16 protein-coding genes are annotated in these 21594 nt (G+C 68.3%); 5 read left to right on the top strand and 11 right to left on the bottom strand.

What is annotated here, in order from left to right:
• The first annotated feature begins 575 nt into the window (after positions 1-575).
• From ABD743_RS09585 to ABD743_RS09570, 4 genes are all read left to right on the top strand, one after another.
• A complete protein-coding gene (locus ABD743_RS09585; protein WP_344720874.1) occupies positions 576-1412 on the top strand; it encodes a LuxR C-terminal-related transcriptional regulator in 837 nt (278 codons plus the stop codon).
• Between the two features lie 142 nt (positions 1413-1554).
• Positions 1555-2934, top strand: coding sequence for an aromatic ring-hydroxylating dioxygenase subunit alpha (locus ABD743_RS09580; RefSeq protein WP_344720872.1), 1380 nt, complete (start codon positions 1555-1557; stop codon positions 2932-2934).
• Positions 2931-3443, top strand: a complete 513-nt coding sequence (locus ABD743_RS09575) for an aromatic-ring-hydroxylating dioxygenase subunit beta (protein WP_344720870.1) — start codon at positions 2931-2933, stop codon at positions 3441-3443. The genes ABD743_RS09580 and ABD743_RS09575 overlap by 4 nt, the downstream gene beginning before the upstream one ends.
• A 10-nt stretch (positions 3444-3453) precedes the next feature.
• Positions 3454-4731 (top strand): MFS transporter, encoded by a 1278-nt coding sequence (locus ABD743_RS09570; RefSeq protein WP_344720868.1) that lies wholly within the window; start codon positions 3454-3456, stop codon positions 4729-4731.
• Between the two features lie 375 nt (positions 4732-5106).
• Here the strand turns inward: ABD743_RS09570 and ABD743_RS09565 are convergent, their stop codons facing one another.
• Entirely contained in the window at positions 5107-5790 is a 684-nt protein-coding gene (locus ABD743_RS09565; RefSeq protein ID WP_344720866.1) for an alpha/beta fold hydrolase, read from the bottom strand.
• Positions 5791-5952: 162 nt separating this feature from the next.
• Positions 5953-7020: a zinc-dependent alcohol dehydrogenase family protein gene (locus ABD743_RS09560; RefSeq protein ID WP_344720864.1), complete on the bottom strand. Its 1068-nt coding sequence runs from the start codon at positions 7018-7020 to the stop codon at positions 5953-5955.
• Between the two features lie 290 nt (positions 7021-7310).
• Here ABD743_RS09560 and ABD743_RS09555 point away from each other — a divergent pair, with 290 nt between their 5' ends.
• Positions 7311-8447, top strand: a complete 1137-nt coding sequence (locus ABD743_RS09555; RefSeq protein WP_344720862.1) for a polyamine ABC transporter substrate-binding protein — start codon at positions 7311-7313, stop codon at positions 8445-8447.
• Between the two features lie 197 nt (positions 8448-8644).
• On the opposite strand, the gene ABD743_RS09550 is transcribed toward ABD743_RS09555, so the two are convergent.
• The 9 genes from ABD743_RS09550 to ABD743_RS09510 form a co-directional block, all read right to left on the bottom strand.
• Complete coding sequence (locus tag ABD743_RS09550) at positions 8645-9616, bottom strand: helix-turn-helix domain-containing protein (protein WP_344720860.1); 972 nt, start codon at positions 9614-9616, stop codon at positions 8645-8647.
• A 283-nt stretch (positions 9617-9899) separates the two neighbouring features.
• Positions 9900-11432, bottom strand: a complete 1533-nt coding sequence (locus ABD743_RS09545; protein ID WP_344720858.1) for a GMC family oxidoreductase — start codon at positions 11430-11432, stop codon at positions 9900-9902.
• A gap of 177 nt (positions 11433-11609) precedes the next feature.
• Positions 11610-12545 (bottom strand): alpha/beta hydrolase, encoded by a 936-nt coding sequence (locus ABD743_RS09540; RefSeq protein ID WP_344720856.1) that lies wholly within the window; start codon positions 12543-12545, stop codon positions 11610-11612.
• A 290-nt stretch (positions 12546-12835) separates the two neighbouring features.
• Complete coding sequence (locus ABD743_RS09535; RefSeq protein WP_344720854.1) at positions 12836-14167, bottom strand: MFS transporter; 1332 nt, start codon at positions 14165-14167, stop codon at positions 12836-12838.
• 495 nt (positions 14168-14662) lie between these two features.
• Positions 14663-16762, bottom strand: coding sequence for an acetate--CoA ligase family protein (locus tag ABD743_RS09530; protein WP_344720852.1), 2100 nt, complete (start codon positions 16760-16762; stop codon positions 14663-14665).
• Positions 16763-16819: 57 nt separating this feature from the next.
• A complete protein-coding gene (locus ABD743_RS09525) occupies positions 16820-18052 on the bottom strand; it encodes an FAD-dependent monooxygenase (RefSeq protein WP_344720850.1) in 1233 nt (410 codons plus the stop codon).
• Complete coding sequence (locus ABD743_RS09520; RefSeq protein WP_344720848.1) at positions 18049-19038, bottom strand: SDR family NAD(P)-dependent oxidoreductase; 990 nt, start codon at positions 19036-19038, stop codon at positions 18049-18051. The genes ABD743_RS09525 and ABD743_RS09520 overlap by 4 nt, the downstream gene beginning before the upstream one ends.
• The gene (locus ABD743_RS09515) at positions 19019-19840 is read right to left on the bottom strand and encodes an enoyl-CoA hydratase/isomerase family protein (protein WP_344720846.1); all 822 of its coding nucleotides are present in this window, start codon (positions 19838-19840) and stop codon (positions 19019-19021) included. The genes ABD743_RS09520 and ABD743_RS09515 overlap by 20 nt, the downstream gene beginning before the upstream one ends.
• 22 nt (positions 19841-19862) lie before the next feature.
• Positions 19863-21473 (bottom strand): AMP-binding protein, encoded by a 1611-nt coding sequence (locus ABD743_RS09510; RefSeq protein ID WP_344720844.1) that lies wholly within the window; start codon positions 21471-21473, stop codon positions 19863-19865.
• Positions 21474-21594: the final 121 nt, after the last annotated feature.

Raw genomic sequence — 21594 nt, 5'->3', positions numbered from 1 at the left:
GCGTGGCCGGCCGGCGTGGGGCGGAATCGTTTCTGTGTGTGCTTCCCGGGCTTCCCGGGGAAATGCTCAGGAGAGGAAATGACGTCGAATATCACGCTCGAACAGCACCTCGAGACCTGTACCGAGTGCAGGGAAGGTAGTCGATGCGCTCCGCGAACTCCAGAGTTGCTGACGGAGGTACCCCTCGAAGCCCTGCTGGACGGTCCGCCCGACGATGCGGACCTCCTCCTGCAGAGAACGCTGCGGCACGTTCGAGCGGGGTCAGCGGCGGTCGAGGGTAGACGTCGATCCCTGCCCACCGCGCCGTCGTCATCGACCTACGCGACAAGGCGCTCGCGGATCTCGTCGCGTGGCCCCCGTGTGATGCACGGAATCTGCATGGGAGTCCACTAATTGATCCACCTTCTCCGTGCACAACCAGCCGCGCAGGCCTGAGCACATGCTGAACAACCACGAACCGTCCAGTGCGGCGACGTATGAACACGACGCGACCCATGAAACCCCCTCTCTCGGGGCGGCCACACCGTGGCGAGCGGCATGGCGTCTCGATGCGCCCGGGAGGAATCACCATCCGCATGAGCGGCATTGACTGGCAGGACGTCGCCCTATTCGGCGAGCGAGCCTGCGGCTCGCTCGATCCTGTCGCCGTCCAGCGGCGGACATTGCCGGACTTCATTCGCCTGCTGCAAGCCGACTCGGGCGCGATCCACTTGATCGATCATCGCCACCGGGGCTTGGTCGCGACGATCAAAGGCGCGCCGGTGAGCATGCTCGTCGACTTCGAGTCGATCTCCCGCCACACGGACGTCTACGTGCAGCGGTCGTTCACCACTCGGTTTCCCGTGCACGACGCAATGATCCACAGCCAACGGAGCGAGCACCAGCAGTCTCCGGTGGGCCTCGTCCTGTCGCGCTACGGTTTCGAGCACTGCCTGTTCACGCTGCTTCTCCACAGTGGCAGGCCGGTAGGCACGGCCACTGTTGCACGACGGATCGGGCGTCCGCACTTCACTCCGCAAGACTTGGCTGTGGCCCACCGACTGGGCGGCTTCCTCTCGATCGCGCTGGCCAACGCGGTCACGCATGCACGGGGCAGGCCGGTGACGGAGCCCTTGGTCCCGCCCAACTGGGCGGACGGAGACACCCAGACCCTGCGGCTGGACGGCATCCAGACCGGCGACCACGACCCGGCCGCCGGCGCCGGTTGCGATGTCACCGAGGTACTGACCAAGCGCGAACGTGAAGTGCTCGTGCTCGCCATGAGTGGGCTACAGAACGCCGAGATCGCCATTGACCTGGGGATCGCGACGAACACAGTCAAGCAGCACATGAAGCACATCTTCAACAAGATCGGTGTGCGCTCTCGCCTCGATGCTCTCCGCTACCTCCAGAGCAAGCGATGCGGACTGTGATCCATGGCTCGAGGGGATATCTGCTGCGCCGCAGCAAAAGTGTGCGTTCGTTGACGCTCTCCTTCTCCGCCGTCGGACGTGAGCAGCCTCGGCAATATGACCCTCAGGGGTTATCGCCATGGCACACGTAAAGAGATCACGATTGGACCATGCACAGTCCGGCCGAATCGCCACGGCAGCAACGAGGCGTAATAGGTATTCGATGACGCGCGCGCCTGCCATCGACCGTGTCCGTTCTCGGCTGATCGAGGCCGTTCAGCCCGAATACGGCCGGATTCCCATGTTCATCTACTCCGATCCGGACGTCTATCGGCTCGAGATGTCGACCGTATTCCGAGAGGCGTGGCTGTTCGTCGCCCACGTGTCCGAACTGCCCGAGGTGGGTTCGTTCGTGGTGCGCGACATGGGCGAGGAGTCGGTTATCGTCGCTCGCGGCGACGATCGGACGGTCAGGGTGTTCCTCAACTCCTGCCGGCATCGCGGCATGCGTCTGGCATGTGCGGACTTCGGTTCCACCAATGTGTGGCGGTGCCCGTACCACGGCTTCAGCTACGGGAGCAGGGGCGAGTTCCTCGGCACGCTGGTCGGCGCGCCCTTTGAGCGAGTCGCCTACCCGGGCGGCCTGGACCGCGACGCGCTGCACCTGATCGAGGCGAAGGCCGACATCTACCAGGGACTGGTCTTCGCCACGTGGGGCAAGCACTCACCTCAGCTCGTCAGCTATCTCGGCAATGTCGCCTGGTACCTGGACCTCGTGGTGGGGCGCGCCGAGATGGAAGTGGTGGGGGTCCCCCAGAAATGGGTGGTTCCGACCGGCTGGAAACTGCCGTGCGAAAACTTCGCCGCTGACGCCTACCACACAGCTACCGCACATTCGTTCCTGGCTCGGCTGGGGCTGGTGGAGACGGTGGGCTTCGGTCGCGACGGCTACCACGTCGACCCCGGTGGCGGGCACGGCCTGGGGGTCGGGGTGCACAGCGATCAGGGGGGCTCGTACTTCCCGGTCGAACTCGCGGAGGAGTACGCCAACAGGCTGAGTCCCGATCAGCTGAGGCTGTTGAAGCGGGTCAAGAATCTTCACGGCAATGTCTTCCCGAACCTCTCCTTCCTGATCCCGAGCTTCATCGACGTCGACGGGCGCCGGGTCAGCGGGATGATGTTGCGGGTGTGGCAACCCATCGCCCCGGACAAGGTGCAGGTGTGGTCCTGGCACCTGGTCGAGAAGAACGCCCCGGGCTGGTGGAAGACCCTCGGGCGCAAGATGTACACCCAGACCTTCGGCGCGTCCGGCATGTTCGACCAGGACGACACGGAGAACTGGGAAGCCCAGACCCACAACGCCACGGCGTCGCTCAGCCGTGCGGACGAGGTGTTCCTGCATTACGAAATGGGCCTGGGCATGCAGCCGTTGCCGGACTCCCCCGGACCGGGGGACGTCTACGACGGCAAGTTCAACGAGGCGGCCGGGCGCACGTTCTACCGCACATGGTTGGACTACGTGGTCGGACGGGAGCTCGTATGACCGCCACACCGTCCCGCGTCGACATCGAGACGCGGATGGCGGTCCATGATCTGCTGGTCGACGAGGCAGCGCTGCTGGACGCGGGTCGCTACGAGGAATGGTTGGAGCTCTTCACCGACGATGTCGAGTACATGGCCCCGATCCGCGTCACTCGTAAGGCCGGCCACCCGGACGTGGTCGAGGACATCTGCTGGTTCGACGACAATCGCCAGTCGTTGGGACTGCGAGTGCGGCGGTTGGGCACCGACGTCGCATGGGCTGAGGATCCTCGATCGATGACCCGCCGGTTCGTCACCAATCTCAGGATCACGGCAAACGAGGACGGCTATCAGGTGGTGGGCAATCTCTTGCTCTTCCGTAGCCGAGGCGACCGTGGGCGCTACGACCTCATCGTCTGTGAACGCACCGATCATCTGCGGTTGGTGGCCGGCGAGCTGAAAATCAGCAGGCGGCGAGTCCTGCTCGACCAGGCCTCGCTGGGAACGAAGAACTTGGGGATCTTCTTGTGACCACGACCCGATGCCAGCGGTACAGAAATTGAGCCCGCTCACGGTTGATCAGCGCAATTCATTCATTGCGGCGCTGCTGGGTTGGATGATGGACGCGTTCGACTACTTCGTCGTCGTGTTCGTCTACGCCCACATCGCCGAGGACTTCGGCATCTCACTGACGCAGGTAGCCTTCATCACCACCGCGACGCTGGTGATGCGCCCGGTCGGGGCGATCATCTTCGGGCTGTGGGCCGACCGCAAGGGACGTCGTATCCCCCTGCTCGTCGACGTCTGCTTCTACTCACTGGTCGGATTCCTCAGCGCGTTCGCACCCAACTTCACCGTGCTGCTGATCCTGCGCCTGCTCTACGGCATCGGCATGGGCGGCGAGTGGGGCCTAGGCGCTGCCCTGGCCATGGAGAAGATCCCCGTCCGCCGTCGCGGCTTCTTCTCCGGCCTGCTGCAGCAGGGCTACTCCCTGGGCTATCTGCTTGCCTCGCTGGCCTCGCTGCTCGTGATCACCGTGCTCGGCTTGTCCTGGCGCTGGCTGTTCGCCCTGAGCATCCTCCCTGCCCTGATCAGCCTGCTGATCAGGGCTCGTGTCCGCGAATCGGAAGTCTGGACCGACACCCGCCGGCAGATGCGGATGACCAACTCGTCGTTCCGCGACGTGTTGCTCAACCCCGCGATCGTGCGCCGCTTCGGCTACCTCATCCTGCTCATGACCGCCTTCAACTGGCTCAGTCACGGCACGCAGGACATCTACCCCACCTTTTTGCAGGCCGTCCACGACGGCGGCGCCGGCCTCCCGGCGGCCACCGCCACCGGGATCGCCGTGCTCTACAACATCGGCGCAACCCTCGGCGGGCTCGTCTTCGGCACCCTGTCCGAACGCTACGGCCGCCGGCACACTGTCGCCTTCTGTGCCGTGCTCGGGCTGCCCATCGTGCCGCTGTTCGCCTGGTCGCAGACCGCGGGCCTGCTCGCCCTGGGCTCATTCCTCATGCAGGTCATCGTCCAAGGCGCCTGGGGCGTCATCCCCGCCCACCTGGCCGAGATGTCCCCCGACACCATCCGCGGCTTCTACCCCGGCGTCACCTACCAACTCGGCAACTGCCTCGCCGCGTTCAACCTGCCCATTCAACAGAGCCTCGCCGCCACCCACGGCTACCCCTACGCCCTGAGCGTCACCATCGTCCCCGTCCTCATCGCCGTCGCCGTCCTCACCCTGCTCGGCACCGAAGCCAAAGGCATCCATTTCGGCAAGAATCTCGGTACCGCTGTTACCGGCCGCGGAACGCAATGAAGATCGCCGCAACAGGCGCCGGTGTTCGGGAGTACGGACTCCACCACCTTCTACGGGCAACCGGCGACGTCCGCCACCTCCAGGTCAGCCTGACCGAAGTCCTCAACGGCCTCCGCAGCCCTCGCCCCTCCCATACGAATGCGCTCCGAGGCACGACAAGCAGCCTGCCCGCCTGACCGCCGCCCGACCCGGCGGCGGCCGACATCTGTGCGAACCGGCGTCCGATGAACATGTCGCCGCTCCGGACCGCGTGGAGCGGTCCCGCTCGGTTTCCGCCGGGCCCATGCCCGTTCTTTCTCACGCAACGCGAACCCGCCGGTACCGCTCGTGGTAGCTCTCCATGAGCGGTACCGGCAGTTGAACGGATCGCCGCTCTCAGGACCCGGCCGCGGCCTGCCTGATCAGGTCGGCCACCACTGTCGGCTGCGACTCGTAGATCGCGTGGCTGCCGACGATCTCCGACACGGTGGCCCCGGCACGCGCGGCCATGGTGCGCTGGGCGGCCGGAGGAATCATCCGGTCCTCCGTCGCGACCAGGTACCAGCTCGGCTTGGCCCGCCAGGCCGGCTCCGTGACCGAGCCGGCGAGCGCTTCGAGACCCCAGGGCACCTGTGCGTCGGCCATGAAGGCCGCCCGCTCGGCACTGACGTCAGCGGCGAAGGAGGCGTGGAACTTCTCCTTGTCGAGGAACAGGTAGCCGTCGCGCGGCGGAAGGATCGGCGGAACCGGCACGCCCGGGGGCGGGTCGGCGATGAGGGTGTTCACCGACTCGCCCTTGTCGGGAGCGAAGGCGGCGATGTACACCAACGCGGCGACCTTGTCGTGGGTGCCCGCCTCGCTGATCACCGCCCCGCCGTAGGAGTGGCCGACGAGGACGGTCGGGCCGTCCTGCACGTCGAGGATCTGTCGGGTGGCCGCAGCGTCACCGGCGAGTGACAACGTCGGGTTCTGGACGATCGAGACGTTGTATCCGTCCCGCTTGAGCAGGTTGTAGACATCCTGCCATCCGGATCCGTCGACGAAGGCGCCGTGGACGAGGACGACATTACGAGGGCTCATCGTGGAGGTTCCTGTCTCCGAGGTGGGTCGGAAGCCTAACGCCGGACCCGGTGGCGCCCAGGTGCCCCGCGCGCAGCCGCCCATAGGTAGGCAGCCGACGTGTCCCCCACGGGGCTCACACCCGTAGTGCTCCTCGCAACCTCCAGCAGTGGACGCGCGCGATCAAATCGTTATCGAAACCTTCCCGAAATGGCCTTGCGCGAGGAGATGGTCAATCGCCTCTTGCGCCTCGTCAAAAGGAAAGACTCGGTCGATCGACGGCCGAAACTTGTGAGCAGAAATTGCTCGACACATATCGGCCGTGTCCTCGACACTGCCGACAGTCGATCCGACCACGGTGATATTCTTGGCCATGACCACAACGTTGGGGAACGCCGGGCTCTCACGGCCGCCCACGAAACCGGCACAGGCGATGTGACCACCGATTCTGGCGGACCGAACCGACTGGGCAAGCGTTTGAGCGCCGCCTACATCGATGATCACGTCCGCTCCGCGCCCATCGGTCATGTCCACGACCGCAGCGCTCCATTCCGGCGTCCGCCTGTAGTTGATCGTGTGGTCCGCGCCCAGTTCGCGTCCGCGATCCAGCTTGGAGTCCGAGGATGATGTGAGGATAACCGTGGCACCGGCCATCTTGGCGAACCCGAGAGCGAAGAGCGACACACCGCCGGTACCTTGAATCACGACACTGTATCCAGGCTTCACGTTCGCCTTCGAAAAAGCGCGCCACGCCGTCACGCCGGCGCAGCCAAGGGTTGACACTTCGACGTCCGACAGGTGAGCAGGTGCAGGTACCAGGCAGGCCGAAGAGACGCAGACGTGGGTCTGGAGCATCCCATCCACCTGGTCACCATGGATGAGCGAGAGACCATCGGCCGTTGGATCGCCGGCCTGCCACCTCGGAAAGAAGGAAGGGATCACACGGTCGCCGACTGCAACATTCGTGACATCTGCACCGAGTTCGACAACTTCAGCGCTGGCGTCGACGAATGGGACCCGCGGCCATGTCAGATCAGGCAGTTCGCCGGTGACCACCCCCAGATAGTCTTTATAATTGACACTCGTGGCGTGAATGCGCAACAGAACTTCTCCGGCCCGCGGGCGAGCCGCCGCACGAGTGATCGGTTCCGTCAATCTCCCAGGACTGTCAATCACATAGGCAAGCGATCGCAAAATCGGGTTCCTCTCGTCATCCTTCGGCGAATTGGACCGTAGCGAACCGAACGTCACCGGAGGCCCAGGTACCGAGATTACTTGACGGCACGACGCCCGACGGTCGACGCCGTGAGTATTGTCCCCGTCCCCGAGATGACCCGGCGCGGTCCACCGATGCGAATGGGCGCACTGCTCCGGATATGTCCGATTCGCGCGTGGTCAGGTTCCGGTTGTCCGCGCGACGCAGCAATGCATGAAATAATGGCCGTCGACGGTTCGAGTCAACCCTTCGACGGCCGCGCCTGCCTCGTCACCGACGGCCTCGGCCGATCCCGTCCATCCACTGCAGGAACGGCAGTCACCTCATGACACAGCACGATCTGATGCCCGCCGCGGCATCGACCCGGTCCACGTCGCCGGCGCGGCTGACGCGCCGTGGCTTCCTCGCTGCCGGTGCCCTGTCGGCAACCGCGTTCATCACAGCGTGCGGCGGGTCTGCGAGTGCCCCGCCGTCGGGCCCCAGTTCGGAGGTCGACATCTACAGCTGGGCCGACTACTTCTCCGAGGACAACCTCAGGGCGTTCACCGCGGCCACGGGGATCACGCCGAAGATCAGCACCTACGACGACAACGACACCTTGGCGGCGAAGCTGGGCAGCTCGGCCGCCACCGGGTTCGACCTCGTCGTCCCGACATCCGGCTGGGTCCCCTTCTACGCCGCCCGCGGCGAGATCGAGAAGATCGATACCCGCCGGGTCGACCTGTCCACGCTGGACCCCTCGCTGCTGAGCCGCAACTACGACCCGCACAACGAGTACTCGATCCCGAAGGACTGGGGCGTCGTCGGCGTGATCTACGACCCGCGCGCCGTGGGCGGGAACATCAGCACGTGGCAGGACTTCCTCGACGCCGGCGAACGCCCGAGTGTGCAGGGCAAGATCCGGCTGTCCAGCTCGGGATGGGAAAACGTCGGGATCACCATGTGGGCGCGGGAACAGGACTGGAACACCACCGACCAGTCGGTGATCCGCGCCGCCGGCGACCGGCTCAAGGACTGGGCGACCCGCGCGAAACCGCAGCTCGGAGGCACGGAGGTCGACCCGCTCGTGAACGGCTCGATCGTCATGAGTTTCTACGACCAGTCGCAGGCACGGCGCGCGATCATGCAGAACCCCAGTCTGCGCTGGGTGGTGCCGGCACCGACGAGCGAGCTGTGGGTGGACTGCTACGCGATCCCGAGGGGCGCCCCGCACACCGACGCCGCCTACGCGTTCCTGGATCACCAGCTCACAGAGCAGGCGCAGGTCACCGACACCCAGTCGCTCGGGTATCCCGCCGCGCTAGCCGGTCTGCAGCAGAAACTGCCCCCCGGCACCGACCACGCCGACCTCATCTTCGGCGGTCCCGGAGTCGACCTCTCCCGACTCACCAGTTTCGTGGTCAACCCCGACACCGTCACCGTCTACCAGGAGATCGAGACCGAGCTCCGCGCGCTCACCTGACTCCCAGAGCGGCGGGCCCACGGACACTGTGAAGATCTTGCCCGGCCGCTCTCTACTCGATGATCTCTCGGGTCACCTGGGTCTTCGGCCAGACGACTCCGACGCTCGTCATCCCCTTCGTCACGTCCATCTCGGGTCATCGCCTTCTTGAGCGCGGTTGACCGCACCGGGCTTTCTCGGGGAAGGACACCGTCTCGTCAACGGGGAGGCATTTCCTCCTCGAGAGTTGCGGGAGCAGATCCGGAGGGGCAATGCGCGCGGCGCCAGTTTCCGGGCGTCACCCCGTATTGCCGCCGGAACGCCCGCTCGAACGTCCTGCGGTCGACGAACCCCACCGCAGCCGCGATGTCCGACGTCGCGAGGCGGGCGTGCCTCGGATCGGACAGCATCACCTGTGCCGCGAGCAGCCGTTGCTCGCGCAGATGCGAAGCGGGTGTGGATCCGATCCGTTCGAACAGGGTGTAGACGTGACTGACCGACACGTGGTGCCGCCGCGCCAACTCCTCCACCTGCAGGTGCGGGTCGGCGAGGTGTTCGCGGACGTGCATCAGCATCATGTCGAGCAGCACCTCCGCGGGGCCGTCGCCACCGGCTACCGAGGGGACGACGTCCCGCAGCGCCATGGCGAGCAGGTCGATCGCGGCGTGCCCGGCATCCATCCGTTGTGGCGCGGTGAGGCCGTCGGCGATCTCGAACAACCGACCGAGGTAGGCGGTCAGAATGTGCATGCCCGGGGACGTGGGGTCCATGCTGCGACCACAGGCCTCGGTGATCTCGGCGCCACGTAGCGGCAGCAACTCGCGGGAGAAGGACAAGACGAGATGCCGCGTCTCGGTCTGCGAGACCCACGTGAAGGGAGTGCGCGCCTCGTGCAAAAACCCCATACCGGCACCCAGCTCGGCGAGTCGGCCGTGTTGGGAAAAGCGTCCCCGGCCGGCCACCTGTACGGCGAAGAGCATCCGGTCGTCTTCCGACGCCCTCGCTGCCATCTGCTCGGTCCGGTCCGCCGACCTCGGCCCCGAGCGCAACTGCGAGAGTGCCAAGCCCTCGCCCAGCTCCTGCACCGCCATCCGCCCGCGGACGTCGGGAGCCGTTCGGATGATCACCGGTATAAAGAACTCATCGGCAACCTCTTCGAACTCCTCACTAGAGAACTCGCGGATCCGCACGGGCCCGAGGCTAACCCGCAGAGCTGCGTGGCGACAAACTATTCACGTTCCGATTTGTGTGGATGGTGTCACCTGGAGACGCCATTTGCACTCGCCTGGCGCGCGTTGTCCACGGACGGGCCGCGCGCGGGAAAGGATCGGCATCATCACGGCGATCTCGCGCCCGTGCGTCGACGCGAATGTCTTCAGATTCTCGAGGCCGACCACGGCTGGACGGCGTCGAATTCTTCGTTCATGTGCCCCTGGTTTACGGCGTCTATACGGGAGGGTCCGTTCGACACGGTCACGAGCCGGTCTCGCCCCGGATGAGCTGCGCCGCGCGTTCGGCGATGGCATAAACAGTTGCGTTGAGGTTGGCGGACACCGGGGACGGCATCACCGACGCATCCGTTACCCGCAGACCGCGCAGGCCGTGCACCCGCAACTCGTTGTCGACCACGGCGTCGGAGTCGGTCCCGATCCTGCACGTACCCGCATAGTGGAAATAGCTGCTGGCGCCGGCGCGGACGTACGCGCGGAGATCCTCCTCGCGCCGCAGGTCGGCGCCAGGCTCCGACTCCTCGCCTCGCCAGGGGGCGAAGGCGGGCATCTGCCCGAGCTCGCGGGCGAGATGCAAGCCGGCGACCACGGCGTCGACGTCGCGGATGTCGATGTAGTAGCGCGGGTCGATCAGCGGCGGAGCGCCGGGAACAGCGGAGGCCAGCCGCACCGACCCACGACTGAACGGCGTCATGAGCGCGACCGTGATCTCGTAGCCTTCCCCCAGTCCGGGACCCGGCTTCATCTGCTGACGCAACGGCCGCGACACGATCATGATCTGCAGGTCCGGACCGTCAAGACCATCCCTGCTGCGGAGCACCCCCTTGATCTCTCCGTCGTTGCCGTTCGACGGCGGGACGGCTCGGGCCGAGTAGTAGACGACGCCCGACACCGGGTGGTCGTGCAGGTTGGCGCCCACGCCAGGAAGATCGGCGAGCACCGTGATCCCGATGTCGTCGAGATGGCGCTGCGGACCGATCCCCGATGCCAGCAACACCTGCGGCGATCCGATGGCCCCGGCGGTGAGCACGACCTCCCCGTCGCACTGCGCGATGAACGTCTGCGGCCCGATGCTGTACTCGACCCCGCTGCACCGGTCGCCGTCCAGGACGACACGGTGCACCAGTGCGTCGGTGACCAGGTCGAGGTTGGGCCGGTCGAGGGCCGGGCGCAGGTAGGCGTCGGCGGCGCTCTGGCGCCTGCCCTCGATGATGCTCATGTCCGTGACCCCGAAGCCTTCTTCGAGGCCGCTGTTGATGTCGGCGATCCGATGGCCGGCCTGCCTGGCCGCCTCGAGCGCGGCTTCCGCGATCGGGTGCGGCGGAGCAGTCGGCCCGGGCCGCAACGGCCCGCTGTCTCCGCGCACGGCGGGGTCTCGTCCGTCGAGGTGTTCGGTGCGCTTGAAGTAGGGCAGCAGGTCGGCGAACCCCCAGCCCTCCGCCCCGGCTGTGACCCACGCGTCGTAGCTCGACCGATGCCCGCGCAGAAACGCCATGGCATTGATTGCCGACGAGCCGCCGAGCCCGCGGCCGCGCGGCAACTCCAGGGCTCGTCCGCTGCTCTCCAGGACGACGGTCTTGTCCCGCCAGTCCATCGACGAGCCGATGAGTGTCGACCAGGCCTCGGCCGAGGCAACGGCCTCCAGCGGCGTACGGGAGCCGGCCTCCAGCAGGAGCACGCTGACGTCGGGGTTTTCCGAGAGACGCGCGGCGAGCACACAGCCCGCGGTTCCCGCACCGACGACGATGAAGTCATGACAACGGGCCACAGAACTCACGGATCGGACTTTCTGTTCGGGTGCCGACGAGCGCGCGTCTTACCCAGTATCGGAGGACGCGCACGTAGCCGCAATCATGGATCCAGACATTTCCGTAATCAGCAATACGGCCCGCATCGGTGACGTGATCTCTGTCGAGGATTTCTCCCCCGCAAGGCGCGGTTCTCGTGCTGGGGGCTAGGCAGCCAGATGGCCGTTGATCCAGGAGTTGATCCGTGCCTGCGCATGTTTCCCGAGCGGCGGAACGGAGCTCATGAATCCGTGGATGGCTCCGGGATACACGTCGATCTCGGCCGCATTGCCGGCCGCACGCCAGCGCTCCGCCATGAACAGGGCGTCGTCGAGCAACGGGTCGAGCTCCCCGATGGTGAACAGAGCAGGCGGCAAACCGGTGAGATCGGCGTACAGCGGGGAGATCGTGGGGTTGCGCAGCACCGCGGACGTGTCCGGGAAGACCAGTTCGCGGGTGCTGCGCAGGAACGACGTGTTGACGATCGGCGTGGCGGGAGTCGCCAGGCGCTCGGCAAGGGTCAGGGTGGGGTCGAAGATGCCGTAGACGAGGCTGACTCCGGCCAGGCGGTCGATCGCGCCGAGCATGTCGCGAACGTGCAGAACCGACAGCGCCGCAAGATGGGCGCCTGAGGAGTTTCCGGCGATGAGCAGCTTCTCGGTGCCGAACTCGGAGACCGCGTTGTCGAGTGACCACTCGACGGCGGCCAGCACGTCCTCGATGCCGGCCGGGTAGGGATGTTCAGGCGCCAGTCGGTAGTCGACACTCACCGTCGCCACGCCGGCGTCCCGGGCGGTGAGTTCGTTGGCGTAGTCGTTCTCTTCGGGTTTGCCACCGAACCAACCGCCGCCGTGCACGTCGAGCAGGACGGCACGAGCCGTCCCGTCCGGCCGGATGATTCGAACGCGCACATCACCGGCGGCACCCGGAATCAGCTTGTCCACAGCGCCGTCGGCTCGCGGTGCGTGGTCCGCCGCTGACCGCAGCATCGCCAGCCCGTCAGGCGTTGCCGGGTCGGGCAGCGACCTGGACGTCTTCTCCGCGGTGATCGCCCGCGCAGCCTCGCGGTCGACGTCCGGAATCGGGACCTTGTTATAGAACATGGATGTCTTTCTTGCCCCTCTGCCCTGATGAGATAAGCGATCAACGGAGCCGGCGGCTGCACCGCGTCTGAACCTTCCCTCCTCTCCTGATCTCCGGCTCTCCCGAGCGGCTGCGGGCTGCGCGAATCAGACATCACGATCGCCGATCATGAATTCTGAGAGCCCGAGCCCCAGTTGACCGCACCCGGCCGTATCGGGGACGGGCGTTTCCTCCTCAGCGCGGAGGCATTTCCTCCTCGAAGGTTGTGGGAGCAGACCCGGAGTGGGCAACGCTCACGGCCCCAGCGCGATCAGTCCTGCAGCAGCGGTGCCTTGCGGGCACCGAACACGACGACCCCGGAGACGAAGGTGCCGACCGCGCCGACCAGAAGCGTGGCGTGTGCCCAGGTCGAGCCGCTCGCGAGCATCGCCGTGACGATCACCCCGGCCACTATCGCGCCGGGCTGGGACATGGCGTTGAGGAACCCGGTGCCCGTGGCGCGACACGCCGTGTCGTAGCACTCGCCCATGTAGAACAACATCGCCGAATACGCACCGGTCAGGAAGAACAAGCCGAGCGAGTAGAGGATCACCACGGCGATCGTGCCGTTCGCCACCGTCAGCATGAATGCGAACAAGATCCCGGCGATGATCCAGCCGAACCCGATGACGTTACGGCGGCCCAGCCGGTCGCCGAGGAAGCCGTGGGTCACGTAGCCGAGGTAACCAACGGCGTTCGCCACGATGAGCAGCACCAGTGAATTCGTGAAGCTCACGTGCTTGCCCTCGGTGAGCACCGTGGTGCCCAGCACGGCGAAGAGCTGCATGCCGGCCGCGTTGATGAACCACGCGATCCCGAGCACCACCGTGTTGCGCCGCGCCTGACCCGTGAAGATCGCCGCCAGCGGAGCGGCGGGCCGCTCGTCGACGCCGTAGGAGCGCGCCAGCTCGGCGGCCTCGGCGGCGCGGCCCTCCTTGCGGAGCCTGCGCAGCTGCAGTTCCAGCTCGAACTGCGGGCTCTCGCGCAGCCCGCGTCGCATCAGGGCGATGACCACCGCGGGGAACACCGCGAGCAGGAAACAGCCCCGCCAGCCGATCACCGGCAGGAAGATCGCGACCCAGGCGGAGGCCAGGAGCACACCGAGGGGGAAGGCGCCCTGCACGAGACTGTAGATCAGTCCGCGGTGCTTCTTGATCTTCTCGTCGTCGGTGACGGCGTAGATCTCGGAGAGATAGGTGGCGTTGACCGCCTGCTCGGCCAGACCGAGACCACCGAGGGATCGGACACCGATGAGGTACGCGGCACTCGGCGTCACGGACGAGAGAGCCGACGCCACCGCGGTACCGGAGACGGTGAGGATCATGCCCTTGCGGCGCCCGATCCGATCGGTGATCGGCCCGACCGCCAGCGCGATGACCGCGGTGGCGACCGAGACCAGCGTGGAGACGAGGGACGCCGTGGCGTCGTCCCAGCCGAAACTGGCGGAGATCTGCGGCAGCAGGGTGCCGAACATGATGAAGTCGAACACCGCGAAGAGCCAGGCGAAGAAGGCGATGATCGTCGCCTTCCGGGTGGCGCGACTTCCTATTCGCCGAAACGAGTTGGTCGCGCGAGTGACACCGCTCTCGGGTGCAGCGGACATGGCGGTGGCCCCTTCACAATTGGCCGAAACGAAATGACGAGACTCTCAGTAGCGCGGAACAGCTCCAGTGGGACGAGTTACCGCGGACCGGCCGCGCACCCAGCTCGTACGACGCGCCCGCGAACCGTTCGACATGACGGCCGTGTTCGGCATTGCCGATCACGGCAGACTGCCCATCGGCCCAGGCCGTGATCGCTCGCACGTCCGGCATCCCGCCACGGGCAGGAGTCGGATATCGGCGCCGAACAGCGCCAGACCCCTACGGCGCGGAACCCCCGCGCCACGACGTCGAACGAGCAAATCGAGTGGCTAGCCATTCTGGAACTCTCCTCACACTGTGAGCGCCTCCAGAAGTTTACAGTACCTGACTGTAACGAAACACAGCCGGAAAGACCCTCTACGACCGGTTCTCACTTTTCCGCGACTTTGGACGTGTAGACGCCGGATGACGTGCCAACGTCGGCCGTCGCGGCATTTCGCCACGGCACGTTGCGGTCAGTGATCTGGGCGGGTGTCGCTCGCCTTGTCGGTGGTTGTGTCGGTGAGGACGACAGCGTCGAGTGCGACCAGGCCGTCGGGGGTCAGTCGGAGCGGGTTGATCTCGATCTCCTCGAGACCCGCGTTCGCGACGAGCAGGTCACCGAGCCTGGCCGCGATCCGACCGAGGGAGGCCGGGTCGAGCACGGGCCCGCCGCGCCAGCCGTCGAGCAGCGCGTGTCCGGCCAGCTCGCCGGGCATCTCCGCGGCTTCCTCCGGGGTGATCGGGGCCAGGCGAATGGCAACGTCGGAAAGTGCCTCGGCCGTCGTTCCGCCCAGTCCCAGCAGCAGGATCGGGCCGAACACCGGGTCGCGGCGGGCGCCGAGGACGAGATCGACCCCGGGCGGCGACATGGCCTCGACCAGGTATCGGGTCGCGCCGGCGGCGTCGAGCCGGTCCAGCGCCTCGTCGAGCGCGGCGGGGCTGGTGACGCCGAGGTGGACGCCGCCGATCTCGGTCTTGTGGAGGATCCCGGCGTCGAGGATCTTGACCGCGACCGGGCCACCCAGTTCGACGAGCGCGGCATGCGCCTGGGCGCGGTCGTGGCACGCCCGCCGAGGCGGCGTGTCGATGCCGAGCCGGTCGAGCAACGCCTTGGCCCGGTGCTCGTCATGAGGACCGTCGACGCCGGTGGGTACCGGCTGCGGGGTGCGCGTTCCGGTCGTCCGCGACAGCGCGCGGGCGTCGACGATCAGCGCACCGACAGCCGCCGCCACGCCTCGAGGATCGGTGGCCACCGCGATCCCGGACTCGAGCAGTGCGCGGCGGGCGGCGACGACATCGTCGCCGGTCCCGCCGAGCCCGATGACGACGGGGACGTCCGGGACCCGGCCGCTCTGCGCGGCCGCGACGAGGTCGACCGCATCCGGCTCGAACAGTGCGTACCCGGCGATCACGCCGACCTGTGGATCGGAGGCGACGGCGCGGAGGATCTCCCCCAGCTCGGGCCCGGGCCTACCGGTGTCGACGGGGTTGTTCTGGTAGGTCAGGGGCGGCAGCAGGGTCGCGAGAGTGCTCCGCGTGTCAGCGGCGAGCTCGGGAACACGGGCTCGTCGGCCACGCAGGTCGTCGAGCACCAGGAGCCCAGGTCCGGCTTGGGCCGTGACGATGCCGACGCCGGCATCGCGGGTGGCCCGGGCTCGCGTGGTCGACAGGGCTCCGACGGCGTCGACCAGCTCGCGCTCGTCGTCCACGAGGACGGCTCCGGCTTGGGTCAGCGCAGCACGGGTGGCGCGCCACGAGGTTGCGAGCGCACCGGTGTGGGAGGCGGCGAAGGCTCCGACGTCGTGCCGGCCGACGACGAGCGCGACGACGGGCTTGTGGGAGCTCAGGCGGCGCACGGCGTCGACCAGCCGGGGACCGTCGGCGACGGACTCGACATGCAGGGCGACAGCACGCGTGTCCGGATCGGTCGCGAGGTGGTCGAGAACATCCGGTGTGGAGATGTCGACCGCGTTGCCGATCCCGACCGCGAGGCTGATGCCATGCCCGGCCTCGACCAGCAGGAAGGACAGTGCGTGGTTCACCCCGCCACTGGCGGCGACGACGGCGACCCGGCCGGGGCGGACCCGGGCGACGCCGGGAACGAAACTGGCCGTCAGACCGGCGTGCGGGGCGAGGAATCCGCTGGTGTTGGGCCCGAGCAGCCGGATCCCGGTGTCGGCGACGACCTCGGCGATCGCTGCTTGCAGCCCGACCCCCGCCCCGCCTGCTTCGGCGAAGCCACCACCGCAGATCACGGCCGCGCCCGCACCTGCACGCGCGGCATCCGCCAGGACGGGAGGGCAGGCTGCGGCAGGTACGCAGATCATGGCCAGGTCGACCGGTCCTGCGTCGGCGGCGTCCATGACGGACGGATACATGGTGTCGTCGCGGCCGTTGACCAGCGCGAGGTGACCGCCGCGCGCAGCGAACCCGCCCAGTGAACGGGCGAGGCTCGCGCCGAGCTTGCCCGGACTCCGGGAGGCCCCGATCACAGCGATCCCGCGAGGGGCGAAGAGCGCGGAGAGGCCGACGACGCGTCCCGCCGCATCGCGACGTGGCACGGTGCCGGTCATACGGGTACTCCCGCATCGAACGTCTGCGTCGTCATGGCGTCGCTCTGCCTCCCCTTGCTAGTACTTCGTGGCGGTCGCGACGGGCGGGCCCGAGCGCGGCCCGTACGGCGCCGCGTCGAGCCAGGCGCCGGCGCGCTGCCAGCGCGGCGCCAGCAGTGCGGCGGCGTGCAGCTTGAGCCGCATCCGCGGATCCCTCGGCTCCATGTGGGCCAGCGCGGTGCCGGCCGCGGCGCGGTTGTACTCCGCCGCGGTGCGCCGCTCGGCCGCGAAACGTGCGATCGCCGCGCGGCCGTCGGCCTGCAGCGCGTCGGCGATCGCACCGGCGGCCGATGCGGCGTCGGCGATCCCGGAGTTCATCCCGCGCGCGCCGAAGGGCGCGAACAGGTGCGCCGCCTCGCCGATGAGCAGGACGCGGTCGTGACGGTCGGTGAAGGTGTCGGCGATCACCTGGAGGAACTGGTAGGTCGAGACCCACGTGACGCGCTCGACGTACGCAGCGGGCATCACGGCGCGCAGCCAGTCGCGCACGCCCTCCTCGCCGCCGAAGACGTCGGGATCGTCGTCGACGCGGCACTGCAGGTCGACGCGCCAGCCGCCCGCGAAGGGCACGAGCAGGACGTTGCGCCCGTCGACCGCGGGGTGCGCGTAGTGGAAGACGCGCTCGGCAGGCAGCGGCGCCGCCGGGTCGTCCTCGACGTCGACCACGACGAACGAGTTCGCCGAGCGGGTCCCGGACATCTCGATGCCGACCGCCGAGCGCACTGCGGAGCGGGCGCCGTCGGCGCCGACGACGTATGCGGCGCGCCGGCTGCGTCCGGCCGTGGTGGTGACGGTCGCCCCTCGCTCGTCGGTCACGACACGCTCGACCTGCTCGCCCCAGGCGATCTCCACGCCTGCGTCGAGGCAGGCGGCGAGCAGGTGCCGCTCGGTGCTGACCTGCGGCAGGCTGGTCGCCGCAGGGAGCCCGCCCCCGTGCGCGGGCGGATACGTGCGGGCGTAGACCTCACGACCGTGCCAGAAGGTGCGCTTGGTCGACCACATCATGCCGTCGGCGACGATCCGGTGGCCGAGGCCGGGCGAGACGGCTTCCAGCGTCTTCAGCGACTCCTTGTGCACGAACAGCGCGCGGCTGCCGGGCCGCGGGCGCCCCTCCTCGCCGGCCTCGAGCACGACCGGGCGCAGCCCGCGTGTGTGCAACGCGAGCGCGGCGCTCAGGCCGACGGGACCGGCACCGACGACGAGCACCTCGCGCTCGTGCAGCGGATCGGGAGTGGTCTCGTGTGCGGTCATCTGCTGTCACTCCGGTCGTGGTCGCAATCGGTGGAGTCCGCGCGCGAGACGGGCGGCGCGGGCTCCGCGAAGAGGTCGAACTCGCTCTCGAGCGGCGTCAGCTGCACGCTCAGCGCGCCGCGCACGGCCACGTCGACGAGCTCCGGCGTGAAGCCCTCGGAGCGGACGGCGTGCTGCACGGGCCGCGGCTGGGACCAGAGACCGAGCTCGGCGCCGCGGACGCCGAGGACCTGCCCGGTCACGCCGGCCGAGCGCTCCGAACAGAGCCACGCGACGAGCGGCGCGACGTCGCACGGTCTCGAGCTTCGCGCGTGCTGCTTGAAGCGCTCGAGCGCCGGGGTCGCGGGCGGGATCGACGCCGTCATGCGCGTGTAGGCGAACGGGACGAGGTAGTTGACCGTGATCCCGCGGCGGTCGAGCTCGAGCGCCGCGCCGCGCATGAGGCCGAAGAGGCCCGCCTTGGCGACGTCGTAGGCGCCCTGCCCGACGCTGCCGACGAGTCCGGCCGCCCCGCCGACGTAGACGATCCGCCCCCATCGGGCCTCGCGCATCGCCGGCACGAGCGCGCGCGTCAGCTGCACGCCCACGTGCAGGTGCGCGCCGAGGACCTCGTCCCAGTCGTCGTCGCCTGCCGTGTGCAGCAGTCCGTCGCGCAGGGTGCCGGCGGCGTGCACGAGCACGAGCGCGCTCGCTGACGTCCAGTCGGCGACGCGCTCGACCAGTTCGCGCGCGGCCGCGGGCGTGCGGCAGTCGACCCCGAACGCCTCCGCGGCTCCGCCTGCGGACCGGATCTCGTCCGCGACCTTCTGCGCCGGTGCGGGGTCCGGGCGGCGCCCGTCGAGCGCCACGCCGGGGTCGACGACCGCGACGTGGAAGCCGTCGGCTGCCAGCGCGAGCGCCGCGGCGCGTCCGATGCCGCGCGCGCCGCCCGTGACGACCGCACAGCACGATCCGACGGGCGTGCGCTCAGGGCGCGGAGTGCTCACTCGCCGGCCCCGCAGTGACGTCCGATGTGGCCGGCGTCTTGCCGCCGAGGAAGTCGACCAGGCGGTCGTGGAAGAAGTCCGTGCGCGCGCCGACGAGCACCGCCTCGCGCTCCCACTCGGTCTGGTTCTCGATGGGCGAGATCGTGCCGTGGTGCATGAGGAACTTGACCTCGCCGAGGATCTCGGTCGGCACGCGGTTCAGCGACTCGGCGAGCGCCCAGCACTCGTCCATCACGTCCTCGGTCGGGACGACCCGCGTGACATAGCCCCACTCGAGCATCTCCTGCGCCGTCGCGGCGTGGTTGGTCATGATCCAGTCGATCGCGCGGCGCAGCCCGACCATGCGCGGCAGGTGGTAGGTGCTGCTGGCGTCGGGCCCGAGTCCGATCGAGACCCACGAGGGGATGACCCGCGTGTCCTCGCCGATGACGGCGAGATCGCAGGCCGCGATCAGCCCGAGGCCGCCGCCGACGTTGGTGCCCTGCGCGCCGACGATCAGCGGCTTCTTCATTCGTACGATCGTGTGCATGATCGAGTGCCAATAGAGGCTCGCGCGACGGAAATGGCGCTGGACGGCGATCTTGTCGCCGTTCGACGGGACCTCCTTCATGTCGAAGCCCGCCGTCAGGTTTCCGCCGACTCCGCTGATCAGAATGCACGCGACCGCGGGATCGAGCTCGGCCTCGTAGAGGCGGTCCTGCGTCTCCATCAGCATGTCGACGGTCATTGCATTGCGTGCCTCGGGGCGATTGATCCGCAGCCAGCCGGTGCGGTTCACAACCTCGTACTCGATGTGGCTCACGACGTTTCCTCTCGGTCGGGATTCAGGGGTTCAGGTGTCCGGGCTGTCCGGCGGACGGGATACCCCGCAGCCCGCCCTCCTGCTCCAGGTCTCGTGCGACCCGCTCGCGCAGGGTGCGGCGAAGCACCTTGTTCATCGCATTGCGCGGGAGCCGGTCCCACACGAAGTAGTGGCGCGGGCGCTTGTAGTTGGCGAGCGAGCCATCGCGGCAGAAGGCGTCGAGCGCGTCCGGCAACGGCGTCGCCGCGCCGTGCCCCTCCACGTACGCGACCGGGAGCTCACCCCAGCGCTCGTCAGGCGCGCCGACGACGGCTGCGCCGCCGACCGACGGATGACCTTCGAGGAAGGACTCCACCTCTTGCGCGTGCACGTTCTCGGCGCCGCACACGATCATGTCGTCGCAGCGCCCCTTGAGCTCGTACCAGCCGTCCTCGGTGGCGACGGCGGCGTCACCGGTCCGGTACCAGCCGCCTGGGCACTTCTCGCGCGTGAGCTGCGGCTGGTCCAGGTAGCCGGAGAAGGCGGCAGGCGAGTCGGTGCCGACGAGCAGCTCACCCTCCTCACCGGGCGCCGCGAGGTCGTCCGGGCCGCCGCCCAGGCGGGCCACGCGCACGCGCGAGAAGAGCCCGGGCCGCATCACCTGGGGACGTGACGTCTGCGGGCCGGCGTAGAGCGAGTTCATCAGCTCGGTCGTCCCGTAGAGCTGCCAGACCGACGCCGGCAGCGCGGCGACCACGCGGTCGAGCAGCGCGACCGAGATCGGCCCGCCGGTGTGCGCGACGATCTCCAGCGAGCGCACGCTCGCCTCGGATCGCTCCGCTGCGGCGAGCAGGTCGTAGAGCTGCGTCGGCGACGCGAGCAGCGAGCTGATCCGCTCGCGCTCGACGAGCTCCAGTGCCGCGGATCCCGACCAGCGCTCGAGCACGACATAGGTCCCGTTCAGGCTCAACGTCGCGAGCAGCGCACCGTAGAAGCCCATCACGTGGTTGATCGGCAGCGCCCCGAGGCTGCGGTTGTGCGGTCCGAAGCTGAGGCCGCCCTGGGCGGCGAGCCAGACGACCCGCGGGAGGGTCGCCCGGTGCGGCACCACGATCCCCTTCGGCAGGCCCGTCGTCCCCGAGCTGTAGAAGACGAACGACGGGTCCTCGGGCTGGGGGTCGTGCAATGGCAGGTCGTCGTGCCCGTCCGACGCGACGTCGTCGAGCGAGCGCAGCCCGTCGACGCCGTCGCCGAGCGTCAGGACGTGGTCCTCGGCCCCGATCGCCTCCGCGGCGGATGCGACCAGCGCCTCGTCCGGGCGCACGATCGCGTGCGAGATGCGACCGCTGACGAGCAGCTCCGCGACCGTCTGTGAGTCCATGCGGTGGTTCATCAGCGCCGCGACCGCGCCGAGGCGCTGGAGCGCGAGGATCGCCACGACGTGGTCGAGGGTGTTGCCCGCCACGGTGGCGACGCGGTCGCCGGGCATCAGGCCGATCTCGTGTAGCCCCGTGGCGGTGCGGTCCACGCGCTCGCAGAGCGAGCGATAGGTCAGCGAGCGCCCGTGCGTGGGATCGACGAGCGCGACGCTGTCCGGCGTGCGCTCGGCCGCGGCGCGCACGAGGGCGTCGGCAGTCTGCACTGCCGCGTTCATCCGCGCTCCCGTATGGGCTGTGCGCGGCCGGGCTCGCATCCGGTTGTGGATCGCCGGAGTTCCACGTCGTCCTCCTGCCGTCGTGACGAGGGCGTCGGACCAGTCGTCACGAGAACCAAGG

Origin of the sequence: Pseudonocardia yunnanensis, assembly GCF_039534065.1 — a bacterium.
GTDB lineage: Bacteria > Actinomycetota > Actinomycetes > Mycobacteriales > Pseudonocardiaceae > Pseudonocardia > Pseudonocardia yunnanensis.
This window is presented reverse-complemented; position numbering and strand designations above follow the sequence as displayed.